Annotated in this window: 13 protein-coding genes; 2 read left to right on the top strand and 11 right to left on the bottom strand. The window is 65.1% G+C overall.

What is annotated here, in order from left to right:
• Window positions 1-43: 43 nt before the first annotated feature.
• From ACSC1W_RS18150 to ACSC1W_RS18140, 3 genes are all read right to left on the bottom strand, one after another.
• Window positions 44-3,589, bottom strand: coding sequence for a vWA domain-containing protein (locus ACSC1W_RS18150; protein WP_435349057.1), 3,546 nt, complete (start codon window positions 3,587-3,589; stop codon window positions 44-46).
• A gap of 310 nt (window positions 3,590-3,899) precedes the next feature.
• Window positions 3,900-4,895 carry a glutathione S-transferase family protein gene (locus ACSC1W_RS18145; protein ID WP_435349056.1) on the bottom strand — a complete coding sequence of 332 codons (996 nt, stop codon included), beginning with the start codon at window positions 4,893-4,895 and terminating at the stop codon, window positions 3,900-3,902.
• An 88-nt stretch (window positions 4,896-4,983) separates the two neighbouring features.
• Window positions 4,984-6,108, bottom strand: a complete 1,125-nt coding sequence (locus ACSC1W_RS18140; RefSeq protein WP_435349055.1) for a hypothetical protein — start codon at window positions 6,106-6,108, stop codon at window positions 4,984-4,986.
• Window positions 6,109-6,362: 254 nt separating this feature from the next.
• On the opposite strand from ACSC1W_RS18140, the gene ACSC1W_RS18135 reads away from it, so the two are divergent.
• Complete coding sequence (locus ACSC1W_RS18135) at window positions 6,363-9,455, top strand: methyl-accepting chemotaxis protein (protein WP_435349054.1); 3,093 nt, start codon at window positions 6,363-6,365, stop codon at window positions 9,453-9,455.
• A gap of 90 nt (window positions 9,456-9,545) precedes the next feature.
• On the opposite strand, the gene ACSC1W_RS18130 is transcribed toward ACSC1W_RS18135, so the two are convergent.
• The 8 genes from ACSC1W_RS18130 to ACSC1W_RS18095 all read right to left on the bottom strand — a co-directional run bounded on the left by ACSC1W_RS18130 (window position 9,546) and on the right by ACSC1W_RS18095 (window position 18,072).
• Window positions 9,546-10,349: a CheR family methyltransferase gene (locus ACSC1W_RS18130; RefSeq protein ID WP_435349053.1), complete on the bottom strand. Its 804-nt coding sequence runs from the start codon at window positions 10,347-10,349 to the stop codon at window positions 9,546-9,548.
• The gene (locus tag ACSC1W_RS18125; RefSeq protein ID WP_435349052.1) at window positions 10,346-10,867 is read right to left on the bottom strand and encodes a chemotaxis protein CheD; all 522 of its coding nucleotides are present in this window, start codon (window positions 10,865-10,867) and stop codon (window positions 10,346-10,348) included. The genes ACSC1W_RS18130 and ACSC1W_RS18125 overlap by 4 nt, the downstream gene beginning before the upstream one ends.
• Window positions 10,864-12,108, bottom strand: coding sequence for a chemotaxis protein CheC (locus tag ACSC1W_RS18120; RefSeq protein ID WP_435349051.1), 1,245 nt, complete (start codon window positions 12,106-12,108; stop codon window positions 10,864-10,866). The genes ACSC1W_RS18125 and ACSC1W_RS18120 overlap by 4 nt, the downstream gene beginning before the upstream one ends.
• Window positions 12,105-12,710, bottom strand: coding sequence for a chemotaxis protein CheC (locus tag ACSC1W_RS18115; RefSeq protein WP_435349050.1), 606 nt, complete (start codon window positions 12,708-12,710; stop codon window positions 12,105-12,107). The genes ACSC1W_RS18120 and ACSC1W_RS18115 overlap by 4 nt, the downstream gene beginning before the upstream one ends.
• A gap of 25 nt (window positions 12,711-12,735) precedes the next feature.
• Window positions 12,736-15,945 carry an ATP-binding protein gene (locus ACSC1W_RS18110; RefSeq protein ID WP_435349049.1) on the bottom strand — a complete coding sequence of 1,070 codons (3,210 nt, stop codon included), beginning with the start codon at window positions 15,943-15,945 and terminating at the stop codon, window positions 12,736-12,738.
• Window positions 15,938-17,008, bottom strand: coding sequence for a chemotaxis-specific protein-glutamate methyltransferase CheB (gene cheB, locus ACSC1W_RS18105; RefSeq protein ID WP_435349048.1), 1,071 nt, complete (start codon window positions 17,006-17,008; stop codon window positions 15,938-15,940). The genes ACSC1W_RS18110 and cheB overlap by 8 nt, the downstream gene beginning before the upstream one ends.
• On the bottom strand, window positions 17,005-17,367 hold the full coding sequence (cheY, locus tag ACSC1W_RS18100) for a chemotaxis protein CheY (protein WP_435349047.1): 363 nt from the start codon (window positions 17,365-17,367) through the stop codon (window positions 17,005-17,007). Before cheY ends, cheB begins: the two co-directional genes overlap by 4 nt.
• A 126-nt stretch (window positions 17,368-17,493) precedes the next feature.
• Window positions 17,494-18,072 (bottom strand): chemotaxis protein CheW, encoded by a 579-nt coding sequence (locus ACSC1W_RS18095; protein WP_435349046.1) that lies wholly within the window; start codon window positions 18,070-18,072, stop codon window positions 17,494-17,496.
• Window positions 18,073-18,289: 217 nt separating this feature from the next.
• On the opposite strand from ACSC1W_RS18095, the gene ACSC1W_RS18090 reads away from it, so the two are divergent.
• Window positions 18,290-18,652: a helix-turn-helix domain-containing protein gene (locus ACSC1W_RS18090; RefSeq protein ID WP_435349045.1), complete on the top strand. Its 363-nt coding sequence runs from the start codon at window positions 18,290-18,292 to the stop codon at window positions 18,650-18,652.
• Window positions 18,653-18,669 lie beyond the last annotated feature (17 nt).

The following is an 18,669-nucleotide window of genomic DNA, read 5'->3' as shown; positions in this document are numbered from 1 at the left end:
CAGGTAAAAAGGAGTTGGTTGCTCGTCGATGTCGTCCGGACGGTCAGACCGAGGGTCGAGCGCGAACCGTTCCCCGAGCCCAGGGTTCCGTCGCGATTGCCTGGCCCCCGGACCCAGAGTCGACCGGCGTGACGAGCGACGCCGACACGACCTGCGGGTCACCGCCGACCGGGACCAGGCGTGCCGACTCGTTGCCCACCTCGACATCGCTCTGGTCGATGTCTATCACGTAGCTGTTGTCCTCTGTTACGTCCGGGTCGTAGGAGCCGTCGCCGACGACCTGACCGCCGCCGTCGCTGTCGTTCACCTCCCACGGCCCACTGTTCCAGGCCTGGAAGTGAACCACGACGTAGTCGGTGTCACCGTTCGAACTGTTCGTCCTGACCACGATGACCGCGTCGTTCTCCCCGAGCGTGAACTCGTCGCCGGCGTCGTCGACGAGTTCTCTCCCGGTGTCGCTTTCGTAGTCCTCGAGGACGCCCAGGAAGGTCTCGTCCTTGAACCAGCCTGCCTCGAACTCGGACGCACCGGGTACGGACTCGCCGTCGACGAATATCTCGTGACTGGACGCGCTGTCGTTGGTCACGTCGTCGAACTCGCCGGCGGTCCCGTTACAGGTCACCGCCTCGTACTCGGTTCCGTCGTTCGTCATCGTCTCGCCGGTCGCCTGGACGCCGTCGCACGCGTACGTCGTCGCCCGGGCCGACAGCAGGGTGCCGACGTACTGGTCGACCTGCTCCTCGTCGACGCCGTTGAGGTCCGCGATGTCGACGACCTGCGACGGACGCGACGTCCGGTCGGGGTCGTTCGCGTTGCCCGACAGCGTCACCGGCACGTCGTTGACGCTGACCTCGACGACCGTGTCCTTGTACTCGACGACGTTGTACTGCTGCTCGGTCACGTTCCCCGCGATCTGGCGGAACGTCTCGTCGAGCTGGTCCGAATCGTCGACCTGCGTGTAGTTGCCGCCGGTGGCGGCTGCGACGTCCTCCAGCAGGCCGACGTCGGTCCCGCCGCCGAGACCGACGGTCTGTATCGTGACGCCGTCGTCGACGTTCCTCGCAGCGTCCACCACCTGGTGGTCGTTCGAGTAACTCGGCTGCCCGTCGGTCAGGAGCACCATCACCTTCTCGTCGTTGTCACCGTCCTGTAACTCCTCTGCACCACTTTGAATCGCCTCTCGAAGCGGCGTCCCGCCGTTCGAGTGCATGTCGAGGCTGCCGTTGGCGGCGTCGAAGCGCTGGCCGTTCTCGATTCCGTGTTCGACCTGCGCGTCGTCGTCGGCGAACTCGACGACACCGACCCGGTCGCCGTTCGAGGCGTTCAGGAAGCCGACGAACTGCTGCATGGCGAGTTCGCGCTGCCCGTCGGGGTCGTTGCCCGGAGAGAATCGGTAAAAGTAGTCCCACTTCCCTCTGTCGAACTCCTCTCCAGCAGTGAACCACTGCTGTTCGCCGGTCTCCTCGTCGTGCATTTCCCAGACTTCGCCGTTCCAGACCTCGTCGCCTCCGATCCATGCGGTTTCCTGGTAGCCCAGGTAGTCGTCGTACGCCATCGACCCGGAGTCGTCGATGACGAACACCACGTCAAGCGGTGCCCGTTCGCCGACCTGCTGAGTTCGGGTCCGAACGTCGGCGACCATCGAACCGACGACCGTCAGGCGGGCGTGGGACTGGTTCACCACGAGCGCGTTCCTGTCCTCGTCCTCGGTGACGGGGAGACAGCCGTTGACGCCGGTCGCATCGCTCTCCGGACAGTCGTCGTACTCCGGGGGCACACCACCGTCGGTGTCGTCCTCCTCTTCGTCCGGAACACCGTCGCCGTCCCGGTCGTACTGGGCGTTCTGGACGCTGGTGTCGAAGTGGAGTTCGGCGAGCGTGTTCCCGACGCCGTTGTTCCCGGCGGTCGTGTCGATCCGGTCGACCGCGAGTGCGCCGAACACCTCAGCGTCCCGTCCGATACCGAACTCGCCGCCGCCGTCGCCCGGGCCGTAGACGACGCCGGTGAACTCGCTGCCGTCGAGGATGGACCCGTCACAGCCGGACTTGCAGTAGAACCAGAAGCCGTTCGACCGGTTCGTGTACTGGCTGCCGTTCCAGACGCCGACGTTCGCGTCGTCGAGGGACAACTGCTGTCCGGACTCGCCACCGACGACGGTCCTGACCTGGCCGTCGCCCTCGACCCTTATCTCGCCACCCTGCTGGACGGCGACGTTGCCTTCGACCGCGAGGACGACGTCCCCGTCCTCCCCACCGCTCGTCTCGAGAACGAGGGTGCTATCCTCGGGGACGTCCAGCGAGTCGAGGTGGTAGACACCGCTTTCCAGGGTCCCCGTCTCGCCGGTCGAGAGGCCGAGTTCGTCGTTCTGAATCAGGTTCGTCCCGTTGTTGTGATTCGCACCCGCGGTGGTATCGAGGATGGCTTCGACCTGGGCGTCGACGGAGGGCAGTGCAGGGATGTAGGTCCCGTCGTCAGTCTCGCCCCGTATCTCCCCGCCTCCGTCCTGGTCCAATCCCGGCCCGGCGGTGTCGTTGAAGTACACGTCGCCGGTCACCAGGTAGTTCCCGTTGAGGTCGACGCCACTCCCCGAGTAGACCGTTCCGTTGACCGTACTCGTCGTGACGTTCACCTCGCCGTTCGTGAAGAGGTCCCCCTCGCCCCAGTTCTCGGGCTGGGTGTCGTACGGGCCCTCGCTTCCGTCGTAGCTGTCGACGAGGCCGTTCTGCTTGAGGTGTACCTCGCCAGAGGACGAACCGGCGTAGAAGCCACCGAGTAGCTGTGCGTTCTGGATGGTGAACTCGTCCGGCGAGAGCCCCTGTCCGAGGGGGACCGTGTACGAGAGCGTGTCGGCCGAGTCGTCGACGCGCTTTGCGATGACGGCCTCTCCGAACTCGTCGTCGAGGTACCGTTCCCACGCCTCGTAGTAGGTGCTGTTCTCGACCGTGATAGTCATCGTCCGGACGCGGTCGATTGTATCGTTCTCCGAGACCGGGAGGCAGAGGTCCCGCTCGAAGGACTCGCCGTCGCCTACGCGCCGGGCGGTCACCTCGTTCGACCCCGAATCGATGGACCCTCGAACGTTGACGACAGGGAAGTCGATGGTCCTGATCGTCCGGTCGTCGATGGTGGTAGTCCGATAGGTGAGGTCGGGCGAGGAGACGACGGTGGTGCCGGACTCGCTCTCTCGCCAGACGCCGCCGGCCTGATAGGCGACCGACTCGCCGTCGTCGTTCCGATAGACGATGGACCCGAGCGGCATCGTCGCCCGACACGCCGAGTGCCCGTTCAGCTCGAACCGTAACCGCCCGTTCTGTTCGATGCTGACGTCGTCCTTCCCGGTCAGGCCGAACGAGGTGACGTCGTCCGTCTCTCGGAGGGACAGGGTCCGAAGCTCGACGCTCGCCTCTTCGAGGGACAACTCTGCGCTGTTCATCTGACTCTGCTGCTGGACCGAATCCGTGACAGCCATGCTCGCCACGAGAATCAGTCCGGCCCCGACGATCACCATCCCGAACAGCAGCACCAGTCCGACGATGGCCGAGGCTCCGCGTTGCTCCGGGTGACCAAACCCGGGGGGTATCGAGAACATGATATCGTACCAGTTGACCGGTCGATACCAGTTACGCACGTCGCATAAATGTACCGGAGGGTGAACTATTAAATTCATAGTCGTTAGCTGGTTGTTTCCAAGCCGTTACTCGGACAATCGCAGGACGTAACGGGGTACCAAGCACCCCGGCCAGTAGGTATAAATGTGGTTCCGGTTCGGCCCGGGCCCGTGATACGTACCCTGCTCGATAGCCCGCCGGTTCCGAACCGCGAGAGTCCGCCCGTCGCTGTCGCCTGCCGGATCGAAGCACGGCCGTCGGCCGACTACGGAACCGTCGGCGGCCGTGGAGTCATCTCCGGGTCAGTTCTGCCGGTGGGCCGCCAGGGAGTTCGTCCCGGTCGTGGGGGGCCTCGAAGTCCGGGGCGGGTCCGGTCGGGACCAGGCGTTTCGGGTTGAGGTCCGTGTGGGTGGTGTAGTAGTGCTCCTTGATGTGGTCCACGTTCACCGTCTCGGCGACGCCGGGTAGCTGGTACAGTTCCCGGGTGTGGCCCCAGAGGTTGGGATAGTCGGTGACCCGCCGGACGTTGCACTTGAAGTGGGTGTGGTACACCTCGTCGAACCGGACGAGCGTCGTGAACAGGCAGACGTCCGCCAGCGTCAGTTCCTCCCCGACGAGGAACCGCTGTTCGGCCAGCACGTCGTCCCAGTGGTCGAGGGCGTCGAAGAGTTCGGCCACGGCCGACTCGTGGGCCGACTGGGCGTCGGCGAACCCGGCCCGATAGACCCCGTCGTTGATCGGGTCGTAGATGGCGTCGATGACCTCGTCTACCTCGTCGCGGCGTCCATCGGGATAGAGATCCACACCGTCGGTGGCGAACTCGCCGAAGGCGTCGGCGAACATCTTGACGATCTCCTCCGACTCGTTGTTCACTATCGTCTCCCGTTCGCGGTCCCAGAGTACCGGGACGGTCACGCGACCGGTGAAGGAGTCGTCCGCCGCCGTGTACACCTCCCGAAGGTAGTCGCTGCCGTTGACCGTGTCGGCCGTGCAGTCGTCCTTCTCCGGCGTGAACTGCCAGCCTTCCTCGTCGCGATAGGGGTCGACAGTGTCCATGCTGATTACGTCTTCGAGGCCGAGCAACCGGCGGACGACGACGGTCCGGTGGGCCCACGGGCAGGCACGGGACTGGTAGAGGTGGTACCGACCGGACTCGGGCCGGAACGTCGCCTCCGGGTCGTCCCGTATCCAGTTCCGGAACGCCGTCTCCTGTCTCTCGAACTCGCCTTCGTCGTTCGTGGCCCGGTACGCGTCCGGACGCCACTCCCCCGCTACGAGCATGTTCATACCCGTCGTTGCGGTGCGAGTGGGATAACCTCGGTGACGACCACCCTCGTCTACCGGTACTGACGACCGCGGGAACGACCGGTCGGGGCTACTCCCGCGCCCAGTCGGCCTGGAACATCACGCGAAGGCCGACCCGTTCCGCGAGCGCCTCGATGCGTTCGCGACGTTCCTCCAGGTCACCGGCGGTCCAGAGGAACGGGCCGCTGTCGAGTCGGACGTACTCGTCCATCGGGTCCCCGTTCGGGTGCTCCGGTTCCCGGTTAATGACCGCGTGGTCGTCGTCCCCTGGCCCGTACGGTAACGACAGGCCAGCGTGGAGGTGGTGCTGGTCGACGAGGTAGTCGACCACCTCCTTCATCGTCCCGGCGACGGACGACCCGCCGACGGCCCCGACCGTCGACGACCCGTCGAACAGTCGGGCCACGTACTCGCCGTCGCCGTCCAGTGCCGGATGGCCCGCCCCGTCCGACTCGATCGGGGTCTCCACCTCCCCGGTCTGCGCCCCATCGCCCGGGCTTGCAGCCGCTGTTTCCGGGTCCGGATCGGAGATTCGTGCAGCCGACTCTGCGGCGTCCTTCGTCGCGAGCGTCTCCGTCAGTTCCCCGACGAACGACGACGTGATGGCGTACAACTCCTCCCGCGGGACTGCCTCGGGTTCGTCGGCGAGCTTCTCCAGTTCGTCGACGATGGCCTGTTCGAGCGATTTGCGGTGCTCGAGGATGCGACGTGCAGCCGCCCGACGGCGGTCGGGCTGACGGACGTACTCGCTCGCCCCGTCGGGCGTGAACCGCTGGAGTGCCGACGCCCGGTCGGGGAGGGAGTCGAGTTCGCAGGTGAACCCGTCCTCGCCATCTGCCCGCCGTGCGACGAACGCGAACGTTCGTCCGTTGGTGAGGATACCCCACTCGACGTCCGCCGCCGCCATGAGCGAGACGAGTTCCTCGCCGGCAGTGGGGTTCAGCGACTCCTCGCACGCGAGTACGTCGACGAATATCGCCGGCTCTGCGTCGACCAGCAGCGCGTAGTCGATGACCGCCTTCTCGTCTGCGACCCGGTAGGCCGCCTCGACGGCCGACGACCGGACGTCCCACCCGAGGCATTCGAGGAACGGTTCGACGAGCCTCAGTTCCGTGTTCCTGCGACCGAGTTCGACAGACTCGGCTATCGTCGCTCGTGCGTCGTCGACGTAGGACTGCAGCTCGTCCGGACCCATCGAGTTCGGGTACGTCGGTCACCCGCTTGTATGTTGTCACGTCGCTCTCGCCTCCAGACAGGTATCGCAACCACTATTTATCGAAGCGACTGACGGCCACTAATTTAAAGATAGAAGAGCTTTCGCGCCGCCTGCACCGACTTTCACGTCTGATAATCTCCGGTAGCGTTTTATTTCCTAGTACCCACGGTTTCGGACATATGCTGGGCCCACTTCGCCGGTTAGTACCAAGATTTATACGAAAAAGTTACGCGTTGAAGTTCGGAATCGCCTTGCTCGTCATGGGTCTGGCAGTCGGGGCGGTCGGGTTCGTCGCGACCAACCAGATCACGGAGGAGGTCGAACACAGCGTCAACGACCGACTGGCCGACCAGGCCGAGCAGGAGGCGCGGAACCTGCGCTCGTGGGACGAACGGAACATGGTGATAACGCAGACGACCGCCATTCAGCTCGAAGAGGTGGTCGGGGACAACGACCGGTCGGCTGTCGAGTCGACCCTGAACGAACGGACGACCACACTCCAGTTCGAACAGGGTGTCCGGGACATGCACTACGTCCGGTTGCAGAACGACGACGTCGGTGCGTCCTCGGCCTCCTCGTTCAACGGGTCCTCGCTCTCCGCCATCGACACCACGTGGGCCGACGCGCTCTCCGAGACGGACAACCTCGACGACGGCTCCTACTTCGGCGTGTACGAGAACCACGAGGGGCGTACCGTCGTCGCGTACGCCTATCCGGTGAAGGGGACGAGTGGGTCCCAGGCCATCGTCACCGCCGTCGCCGTCGAGAACTACGGGAACACGCTCTCGACCCAGGAGGGACAGACGACGATGATTCTCGGCGCGGACGGCCGGGTCGTGTTCACCAACAACTCCACCCTCGTCGGCACCGGCTTCGGGGCCGACTCATTCACCGGTCTCACGAGTAACGGGTCCGGCACCGAGACGGTCGCCCAGCCGCCGACTGCAGTCGAATCCTCCATCGAGTCGAAGTTCAGGGGCGGCGAGTACGCCGTGAGTTACGCCCAGGTTCCCAACCGGGACCTCGTGGTGACCATCAGTTCGCCCAGCCAGCACGTCTACGGCTTCGTTAAGCAGGTCAGCGAGTGGGGCCTGTACGCGACCATCGGCGGGATGGGGATAATCGTCGTGTTCGGGACCGTCATCGGACGGTCCACCGCGTCGTCCATCGACCGGTTGACGACGAAGACCGCGCACATGGAGGAAGGGACGCTCAACGTGGACTTCGAGACGCACCGCATCGACAACATCGGTCGGCTGTACGACGGGTTCGCGTCGATGCGTGACGCCCTCCGGGAACAGATTCAGGAGGCACGCGACGCACGCGAGGAGGCAGAACTCGCCCGGGCCGAGGCCGAGCAGATGAACCGGCACCTAGAACAAAAGGCCGGCGAGTACCGGAACGTGATGCAGCAGGTCTCGGCCGGCGACATGACACAGCGCATGAACGCCGAGTCCGACTCCGAGGCGATGGCCGACATCGCCCGCGAGTTCAACGCGATGATCGGCGAGATCGAGGAGACTACGGCACGCCTCAAGAACTTCGCGAACGAGGTCGCCACCTCCTCGGAGGAGGTCACCGCGTCCAGCGAAGAGGTCCGGTCCGCCTCCGAGCAGGTCACCGAGTCCATCCAGGAGATTTCCGACGGGTCCGAACGCCAGAACGACAGCCTCCAGCGCGTCAGTCAGGAGATGTCCGGCCTGTCGACCACCATCGAGGAGATCGCGTCGTCCTCGAACGAGGTCGCAGACCTCGCCGAACAGACGGCAGAGACGGGACGTGAGGGTCGCGAGGCCGCACAGGACGCGATCGAACGGATGAACGAACTCGAACGCGAGAGCGGGATGGTCACCGACCAGATCAAGGAACTCGACGGCGAGATGGAACAGATCGACGAGCTGATCGACTTCATCTCCGAGGTCGCCGAGCAGACGAACATGCTCGCGCTGAACGCGAACATCGAGGCTGCCCGCTCCGGGTCGTCCGGCGAAGGGTTCTCCGTCGTCGCACAGGAGGTCAAGGAACTCGCGGAAGATACCAAGGAGGCGGCCGAGGACATCGAACGTCGCCTCGAACGCATCCAGCAGACCACCCAGGATACCGTCGCAGGCGTCGAGGAAGCGACCGACCAGATATCCGGGACGACCGATGCCGTCGAGGACACGGTCGACGCACTGGACGAGATTGCCGGCTACGCCCAGGAGACCAACAACGGCGTCCAGGAGATATCGGCGGCGACCGAGCAACAGGCGGCCTCCACCGAGGAGGTCGTCGCCATGGTCGACGACGCGGCGGACATCTCCGAGACGACCACGAGCGAGGCCGAGACGGTCGCCGCCGCCGCCGAGGAACAGACGACCGCACTCACCGAGGTCAGCAAGAGCGCGAGCGACCTCGCGAACCAGGCGTCCCGCCTGAGCGAGGCGCTCGACCGCTTCGACACCGACGTGGACGTCGACGGGGGTCTGGGCGAGGATGCGGACCTCTTCGCCGACGTCGAGACGTCTGGGACGGGGTACGACGACTCGCCCGCAGTCGACGCTGACGAGGCTGCAGAGGCCGTCGAGGAACTCTCCGGCGGCACCTCCTTCGGAATGGGCGGCTCGACCGACGCAGAACCGACGCCCGACGCTGGCGAGGAGGACGGCGGGGTCGGTAGTCTCGGGACGCCGGCGACGTTCGACGACGCGACGCCGACGGCCGACGCCGGTGCGGCGGACGACGACTACGACCCGATGGACGCCGGTGGCTTCGAACTCGTCGACGAGGACGACATCGAGCCAGGCGACGACGGGTCCACGACCGAAGAAGCGGGCTCAGACGGCGAGGACGACAGCATCGGGGCGTTCGACCCCGACATCGAGTTCGAAGAGGCAGACAAGGACCCGTACCCGGAACCGGAGGCGAGTGGTGAAGGCGCCGTCGGGGCCGACGCAGATGCCGACTCCGCCGACGTGGACCTCGGGTCTGACGCCACCGAGGAGTCGGGCGGGGTCGGGACGGACGAGGAGCCGATCGTCGCGGACCCGGTCCCGGAGGAGGCCCTCGAGGGCGGACCGGGCGCCGAGACGAAAGACACCGAGGACATCGACAAGCAACTGGACGAGGCACTCGACTTCGAAGAGGGTGCGTTCGAAGACGAAGCCGACGAGGAACAGGTCGAGACCAAGGACGTGCCCGGCGTCGACGACATCGACTTCGGGAGCGAGACCGACCTCGAAGACGAGGACGTGGCGACGGCCGACGAAGACGCTGGTGAGGCCGGGGAATCGAACGGGGACGACATGTTCTCGTTCGCCGAGTCCAGTCCCGAGGACGACGAGTAACTCCGCTCACCGCTCCCGTCCGTTTTCAGTGGCTTCGACGACCGCGAGCAGCGTCGCTACAGTGCGATGCGAACGGAGAACGGCGACGGCTCAGTCCCGCTGGTAGATGCGGAGTCGGCCGTCGAGAACGTCGAACGTCGTTTTCAACTGGGGCGGGATGGTCTCTGCCTTCCCGATGACCAGGTAGCCGCCCGGTTTGAGCGACTCGGCGATGGTCTCCAGGATGGGTCGCTTGTACTCGTTGTCGATGTAGATGAACAGGTTCCGGCAGACGACGAGGTCGAACCCGTACTTCGGGTCGTCGTTGATCAGGTCGTGAAGCGCGAAGGTGACGTGCTGTTTCACATCGTCGGTCACCTCGAACCGCTGGTCCTGGACGTCGACGTAGGCGTGGTAGTTCGACAGGAACTCGAGTTGCTCCGCGATGTCGACGGTACGGGTACTGTGGTAGACGCCCTCCTGTGCGGTGGTGAGCGACGCTTCGTTGATGTCGGTGCCGTAGATGCGGAACTGCTCTGCATCGACGCGTGGGTCGTCCATGGCCAGCATCGCGAGCGAGTACGGTTCCCGGCCGTCGGCACAGGCCGCCGACCAGACGTGGACGCGGTCCCGTTCGGCCGACAGCGAGCGCAAGACCTCACGGATTCCCTTCCAGACGTCCGGGTTCCGGAAGAACCCGGTCACGTTGATCGAGAGCGCGTCCAGCAGTTTCTCCTCCTCGCTCGGGTCGTCCGAGAGCAACTGCTGGTACGCCCCGTAGTCGCCAGCCCCGGTCCGACGCATCCGAGAAGAGAGCCGCCGCTTCAGGTAGCTGTCGTTGTAGTGACTCGTCGCGAACCCGATCTCGTCTTCGACGTACTGCGCGACGCGGTGAAACTCGGACTCATCGGTCACAGTTCCCTCACTCCCCGGTCGCTGTCGGCGGTCCGAACCGCGAGCGTACCGGTGCTCACGTCGAACTCGACCGTTCGACCCTTGTTGCCGCCGACGTCCTCCGAGAGTATCGGGACGCCGAGTTTCTCGAGTTCGTCCTTCGCGGCGGCGACGTTTCGATTGCCGACGCCGTCGCCGAAGGACTCGAACTCGAACATGTCGCTCCCGCCGGCTATCTTGGCCTCGACGGACGTGTACGACGCGCCCTTCTCTACCATCCGGCGCAGCATCGCCCGAATCGCCGTGTCGGCGTACTTGCCCGGTTGTGTATCGGCCCCGTCGGCCGCGTCGCCGTCGGGCAGCATCACGTGGGCGAGTCCGCCGATCTCCGAGTCCGGGTCGTACAGCGCGATGGCCAGACACGACCCGAGCCCGTACGACTTCAGGGTGTCTTCGGACTCCTTGCCTCGGACCACGAACTCCGAGATGCCGACCTGGACGGGTCTCGGTTCGCCTGGCTCACTTCCGTAGGTCTTCATCTGTTCTTCACTTCGTCGAGGGGGAAATCGGCCGTTGTCTGTGCGTCTGCGACCCTGTCGACTTCGAGGTTGTTCAGGGCGCGTTCGAGGTCTCTCTCGTCGGGAATCGCGTAGATGGAGCAGTCGAACTCACGGTCGTTCGCCTTGATGACCGTGTCGAAGACGAACGCGAAGTCCTGGTTCTCGCCGAGCTGGATGATGACCGGGTCGATGACCGCCGCCCCGAAGTCGTGGATGTACTCCGGGGGAGAGTGGTCGATGGTCGTGTCGAGGACGTTCGCCCAGCCGTCGATGAAGCCCGATGCCATGATGTTCCCGAGCTCCTTGATGGCGCTCGTCCCGAGTTCGCCGAACTCCCCCTCCGGGGGGTCCGGTATCGTCGCCTCGACGACCTCGCGGGCCGACTGCTCGTCGAACAGGAACAGCAGGTAGCCCGACGGCGTCCCGTCGAGTTCGTGGGCGACGCCGACGAGCATCTCGTCGTCGATCTCCTGGGGAATCGCCTCCAGCGTGCCGAACTTCAGGCGACGGATCTTCACGCTCGTGTCGATGCCGGTGAGCGTCGTCACGTTGGACGCGACCTCCTGGGCGCCCTGCTGGGCCATCTCGTCGAACCCCACGAGTTTGTCGTACTCGATGCCACGACTGTCGTCGTCGGCGTGCTTGTCGAGGACGGCCGCCATCGATTCGCGGTCCGGGAACAGGTAGTGCTGGAACCCGATCTCAGTGTCGACCGCCTCGATGCGGCTCTGGAACAGCAACGCGAGGTCGTCGTCGTCCGGTGCCTCGGCGAGGTCGTCGAGGAACGGCTCGGACGTCTCTCCCTCGACGAACTCGGGCGTCGAGACGTCGATCGCGGTCCCGAGGACGTCGGCCCAGCCGTCGATGAACCCGGCGTTCATTATCTGGCCGACCTCGGTCGCCGCCGACCGGCTCATCTCGTCGAACTCGTCGGCGGTCGCCTCCTCGACCAGCGTGCGGACGACCTGGAGGGCCGCCTCGCGTTCGAAGATGATGAGCGAGTGGCCTTCGAGACCGCCCGAGAGTTCGACCCTGACGCCGACCTTCGGCTTGCCGTCCTCGAACTCGGTGGTAATGTCCGAGCCACGCATGAAGTTCAGCTTGGTGACCCCGACACGAGTGTTCACGTCGGTCATGCGCGTCAGACGGCCCGCGGCCAGCCCGGCCCCTTCGCGGGCCATCTCGTAGAAGGTCCCGAGTGCGGTGACGTCGAGTCTCATGTGGGCCTGGCTTCGATGCCGTTGACCATCTCCACGAACTCTTGGAGGTCCGGGAAGGCGTAGATCTCGGCATCGATGTCGTAACTCGGGACGGTCAGGTTGGAGTCGAAAAAGAGCGCGAGGTCCTCGCCGCCGAGGCCCGCGGTCCGTTCGACTATCTCACCCGCCGGTGCGTAGACGAGCTGGGGCGTCGCGATGTCTATCGTTCGGCCGAGGACGTCGGCCCAACCGTCGATGAACCCGGACGCCATCATGTTGCCCAGTTCTTCGACCGCTGACCGGGCCATCTCGCCGGAGACTTCGGACATGTCGTCGACCATCTCCGAGAGCATGAGCGCGGTTATCTTCCTCGCGCTCGACTCGGGGAACAGGACGAGGATGTGACCGTGTGGCGGCTCCATCAGTCGCACCCGGACGCCGACGCGCTTGCCGGTGTCCATCTGGGTCTTGATGTCCTGGATGTCGATGAAGTTCGTCTTCGTCACCTCCATCCTGGCATCCTCGCCTGTCAGTTTGCTCATGTTGTCGGCGACCCCGTTGGTACCGACCTTCGCCATCTCGTTGATGAAACTCAACTTTCGAATGTCAACCATCAGACTCATAGGTTCCTCCAGTAGCTGTGTCCGTTCATAGTGTCTTCACGTCCAGGATGTTCACGATCTCACCTTCCCCCAGCACCGTCGCACCGCTCAGTCCCGGGATACCGCCGAGGACACCCTCGAAGGGCTTGACGACGACTTCCTGTTGCCCACGGACTTCGTCGCAGTGGAGGGCCACAGAGCGCACATCGTCGCGGATTCGGAGCACCATGCCGTCGCCGTTCCGTGGGGTCCCCGGCGTCTCTAACTCCTCGTGCAGGCGGACGAGCGGGAAGGTGTCGTCGCCCTCGTGGACGACGTCCTGCCCCGTCTCGACGCCGACGGCGGCCGCCGGACTGATGTCGCGGATGACCTTCGTCGGCACGCCGAACTCCTCGTCGCCTGACTGTACGAACATGACGTCGGCGATGGCGACGGTGACCGGAAGCCGCATCCGAATCGTCGTCCCCTCGCCGGGTTCGCTCTCGACGGACACGCTGCCGTCGAGTTGGTTCACCGTACTCTTCACCACGTCCATCCCGACGCCCCGACCGCTCACGTCCGTCACTTCAGTGGCCGTAGACAGGCCGGGGTGGAATATCAGGTCGTGCGCCTCGGCGTCCGAAAGCTCCGAGGCCTCAGACTCGTCGAGAACGTCGGCCTCGACAGCGGCCTCGCGGAGCAGTTCGGAGTCGAGACCCCGACCGTCGTCGGCGACCTCGATGACGACCTGGTCGCGTGCGCGCTCGACCGACAGGGTGACGTCCCCGGTCTCCGGCTTGCCCACCTCCTCGCGCTCGGCGGGGGATTCGATGCCGTGGTCGACCGCGTTCCGGACGATGTGGACCAGGGGGTCGCCGATCTCGTTCAGGATGGAGCGGTCGATCTCGACGCCTTCGCCCTCCATCCGGAAGTCGACCTCCTTGTCCTGTTCCCGCGAGATGTCGCGGACGATGCGCGGGAGTTTGTTCGCGACCGTCTCGACCGGCACCAGGCGTACGTCCATGACGGTATCCTGTAGCTCGCCGGTCAGGTCCTCGAGTTCGTCGAGTTCTCTCGTGAGTTCACCGGGGTCTGCCCCTTCGTCGACGCTCCGACGGAGTCGGACGCGACTCGTGACGAGTCCCTCGACGAGGTTGAGCAGGCGGTCGACCTGGTCGATGTCGACCCGGATGGACTGGACCTCGTCGTCGGAGTCCGCGTCGTCCGGGTCGGGTGCGAGCGTCTGGATGTCCACATCGTGGTCGAGTGCAGAGACTTCGGGAACCGGGCCCCCGGTCTCGACGTCTCCGGCGGCGGATTCGTCACCCGGCGAGTCGGGAGCGTCGAAGTCACCGCCGACCTCGGGTTCGTCGAACCCGTCTTCACCGCCACCCGCGACGCCGCCGAAGTCACCGTAGGTCGTGTCGACGGCCGCCCCGTCGCCGCCGGCGCCGGGCCCGAAGTCTCCCGTTTCGACGTCGTCCGTCGACCCGGCATCGACGCCGGGGTCGTCGAGTTCGAACTGGTTGACCTCGACGCGGTCGAGGTCGTCGTCTCCTTCGGACGGCGACGGAGACGGAGAGAGGCCGTCGGACCCGGACTCCTCGTCGGAGGCGTCGAGGTCCAGTTCGTCGCCGTCGTCCGCGACGTCGAAGTCATCGGACACCTCGTCGGACTCGCCGTCGTCCACGTCGCTGGTCGGTTCGTCCGCCACGACTCCCGATCCCTCGGCTTCGGTCTGCTCGGCCGGTTCCGAACTCTCGGCCGACGCGTCGGGGTCGGTCGTCTCTGCGGACGTGTCTTCGGCCGCTTCCGGTTCGTCGACGTCGTCGTTCTCCGGGGCCGCCTCGTCCTCGACGAACTCGGAGGTCACGTCCTCGACGAACTCGGAAGCCTCGGCCTCGATGGGTTCGACCGCCGGTTCGGTCTCGTCGGTCGAATCCGGTTCCGGGTCGTCGGAGTCGGCAGGGGCGTCTTCTCCGAACCCGGCCACATCGTCGTTCCCGACGAGGTCGTCGACCGAGACGTCGTCGGACCCGGCGCCGTCCTGGAAGAAGAAGTCGTCGTCGTTCTCGTCGAAGTCCTCTCCGAGGAGTTCGTCGAACCCTACCTCGTCCTCCGTGGCGTACTCGTCGAACTCGAGTTCGTCGAGTTCGTCCTGCAACTCGTCGAAGCCGACGGGGTCGACCTCCTGTTTGAGTTCGGCGAACGTCGCCGCGGCGTCGTCGACCTGTTCGTCCGGGTCCTCGACCGCCTCGGCGGTCGGCCCCTCGGTGGCGTCGTCGGTCCCACCGTCGTCGAGGCCCTCGCCGGACGCGTCGGCAGTCTCCGGTTCGTCGCCGAAGCCGAGGTCGTCGAACGACCCGGCGTCTCCGAGGTCTTCGAATCCAGAGACGTCGTCTATCTCCTCGACCATCGCGTCCAGGTCGTCGTACTCGTCGAACTCGGAGAGCAGGTCGTCGACCGACATGTCCTGTGCCGCGTCGGAGTCGATGCCCGACCCGGGTTCTTCGTCGAACAGGTCGTCCGACTCTCCGGGTGGTTCGGCACGGACGCGCTCGTACGCACCGGACACGTCTTCGATGCGCGCGTCGGCGACGGCGTCGACCGGGTCGAGGGCCGCCGAGATGGCGGCTTCGCCGACCGCGCTGCCGAACACCGCGTCGAAGGTTCCGTCGTAGTGGCCGTCGGCGATGGTCGCCTCGTTCGGGACGGTCCCGAGGAGGTCGAACGCGTCGGCGAGCGCCTTCACGACCGCCTTCCCGTGTGCGACGTCGCCTCGCTCGTCGACCGCGAGGCGGACGTGGAACACGTTGTGGTCCTCGTCTTCGAGGTCACCTGCCACCCGGAGGGCGTCGGCTATCTCGTCCTCGTCCGGGGCCGTGATGGCGGGGATGCCCGTCAGTTCTTGCTGGACGGTGCGGACCGTCTCGATGGTCTCCGAGGGGTCCGTCTGTATCGCACCGTGCGTGCGGACCTCGTCGACCATCGTCTCCATCTCGTCGACGGCGGCGAATATCTCGTCCATCAACTCGGACGAGACGTCGACGTCGCCGGACCGGACGGCGTCGAGGAGGTCTTCTATCGCGTGTGCGAGGTCCGAAGCGGCCTCGAAACCCATCGCACCGGCGTTCCCCTTGAGGGTGTGCGCCGTCCTGAAGATACGCGCCATCGCCTCGTCGTCGTCCGGTTCACGCTCCAGCCGGAGGAGCGCGTTGTTCAGTTCCGTGATGTTCTCTTCGCTCTCCTGAACGAAGTCCTTCTGGTACTCATCCATACGTCTGACCCTCCTGGGTGAACGCCGAGCAGATACCGGCGGCGATGTCGCCGGCCGGTAGTACGTCGTCGACGCAGCCCGTCTCTATGGCCTGCTTCGGGATGCCGAACACGGGGCTGGTGCCCTCGTCCTGGGCGATTGTCGCACCGCCAGCCTCGTGTATCGCCTCGATGCCGGCCGCGCCGTCTTTGCCCATGCCGGTGAGTGCGACGCCACAGAGCGGGTCACGAACCCGCGCCGCGGCGCTCTCCATGGTGACGTCGATCGCCGGACGAACGCCGTGTCGACGCGGACCTTCCGTCAGTTCGATGCGGATGCGTCCGCCGACGTTCACGGCGACCTCCATGTGGTAGCCGCCCTTCGCGACGACGACGTCGCCGTCGTCGACCGCCTCGCCGTCGCTCGCCTCGCGGACCGTGTAGTTCGTCTTGCGGTCGAGACGGGCGGCGAGGCGGTCGGTGAACGACTCCGGCATGTGCTGGACGACGAGTATCTTCGCGTCGAGAGCGAGCGGGAGTTCGGTGACGATGCGTTCGACGAGTTTCGGGCCGCCCGTCGACGCGCCGATGACGACCGTCGGGTGCTCCACGTACGTCTGTTCCGGGTCGCAGTCGCTGTCGCGGTCGGTGACACCGTCGTCACTCGAAGTCCCATCACGGGGGACGGACGAGATGTCCGCCTGCGAGACGGCGCGAACCTTCGCGACCAGTCGGTCCGAGAGACTCGCTATGTTCGGCGACACCTCGCCGCTCGGCTTGGCGAGGAAGTCGACGGCGCCTCTCGAGAGCGCGTCGAGGGTCGCGTCCGCGCCTGGTTCCGTGTGAGCGCTGAGCATCAGTATCGGCGTTGGATTCGTCGACATTATCTCGCTCACCGCCTCGATACCGTCCATCCCGGGCATCTTCACGTCCATCGTGACGATGTCCGGTGCGTGTTCTTCGACCGCTTCGACCGCCTTCTTCCCGTCGCTCGCGCTGTAGACCTCGTACCCGTCGTCGGCGAGGATGTTGCCGATGACAGTTCGCATGAACTGCGAATCGTCGACAACCAGCACGCTCGTCATGCAGGTACGACGTCTTTGAGCGCTTTGCGGACGCTCGGCTCCTCGAACGGTTTCGTGACGTAGCCGTCGGCGCCGGCCTTGACCGCGAGTTTCATCTTCTCACGCTGTCCGACCGACGTGCACATGATGACCCGCGAATCGGGGTCGAGCTTCTTTATCGCTGCCGTCGCTTTGATTCCGTTACACTTCGGCATCACGATGTCCATCATCACGATGTCCGGGTTCTCCTCTTTGTACAGTTTGACCGCTTCTGCCCCGTTGGACGCCTCTCCTACTATGTCATACTCGTCCTCCAGTATCTGTCGGAGGAGGTTCCGCATAAAATGAGAGTCGTCCACGATGAGCACCCCTGTCGACATTCAGTTAGTACACCAAGCCACGTTAGATGAAGCGTGGACATAAATGCTGTTGCCCGGTTATCAGGAGCGAGAATGAGTGGTAGAGTAGACTTACCAGCCGATAATCGGTCGTTCAGTCGACCCAAATCACGCCGTGGCCTGGCCCGACGCCTCGATGAGCGCTTTGATGTCCAGTAACCCGATACGTTCCGTCACTTCGTCTCCCTCCGTCCGACGGATGACCGCAGTCACCATGGGATGGCCCGCGTCAGTAGCCGATTCGTCGGCGTGTTCGCCGGGGACTATCTGTCGGAGCGGGAACAACTCAACCCCCAGCACGCCGTCGACGCGGATTCCGACGCCCTGCTTGTCGGCCGCCCTGTCGAAGACGACGATACGCTGGTGTTCGACGGGTACCGGGTCGCTCTCGACGGGAAAGTGAAAGCGCGGTTCGATGACCGCGGTTATCTCGCCCCGGAGGTCCATGATGCCGTCGATCGCCGGGGACGTCCGGGGGACGCGGGTCCGTTCGGACAGTTTGACGATGGTCTTGACCGCCTCGACGCTGACGGCGAACGGTCGCTCGCCGATGTAGAACACGACGAACCGACGTACCTCCTCGTCCTCGTACTGCTCGGGTGGGTCGGTAGTCCGTTCGACCGGCTCGTCCGCGTCGGTGGACTCGTCGTCGACGTCCAGTAGTTCGTCGGGCAGGTCCGCAGACATATCTCTATACGGGTATCGCCCCCGGTGGGTAAAAACGTTGACCCCCGAACGCGGCCAGTAACCAGTTGCTATGGCCCCTGCGCTACCACGTCGCTGGCCGACCGCGTCTGAAGGCCGGCGAACTGCTCGCCGGGTAACCTAACGTTACCGTCGATTGTCAGTGAGGCTGGTACTTACCACAAGATTCAATTTTGATAATCGAACTATACTGGATTGGATGTCAACACGACGTTGGGCGGAGCAGGGAACGAGCGCGGAGGCGTCAGACCTCCTCGCGACTCTCGGAAACAAGTACAGCGCGGAGATACTGTGTGCAGCACAGACGCCGGCGTCGGCACAGGAACTGAGCGAAGAGATGGGTATCCCGATAGCGACCTGCTACCGGCGCATCGAGGAACTCGTCGACGTCGGGTTGCTGAAGTGCGAGGGGCGTCAGTTGTCCGGTGAGGGACGCCGGACCAACGTGTACCGACGGACGCTCGACGAACTCGCGGTCGACTTCTCCGACCCGGACCCGCAGTTCTCCTGCAAGGAGCGCTCCGAGGCGAAGAACCGGATACAGGACCAGATGGACGAGTAGCGCGGGCGAGCAGGAAC

It is taken from the genome of Haloarchaeobius marinus, from assembly GCF_051207415.1.
Lineage (GTDB): Archaea > Halobacteriota > Halobacteria > Halobacteriales > Natrialbaceae > Haloarchaeobius.
The sequence above is the reverse complement of the archived record's forward strand: the minus strand, read 5'-3'. Positions and strand labels throughout refer to the sequence as shown.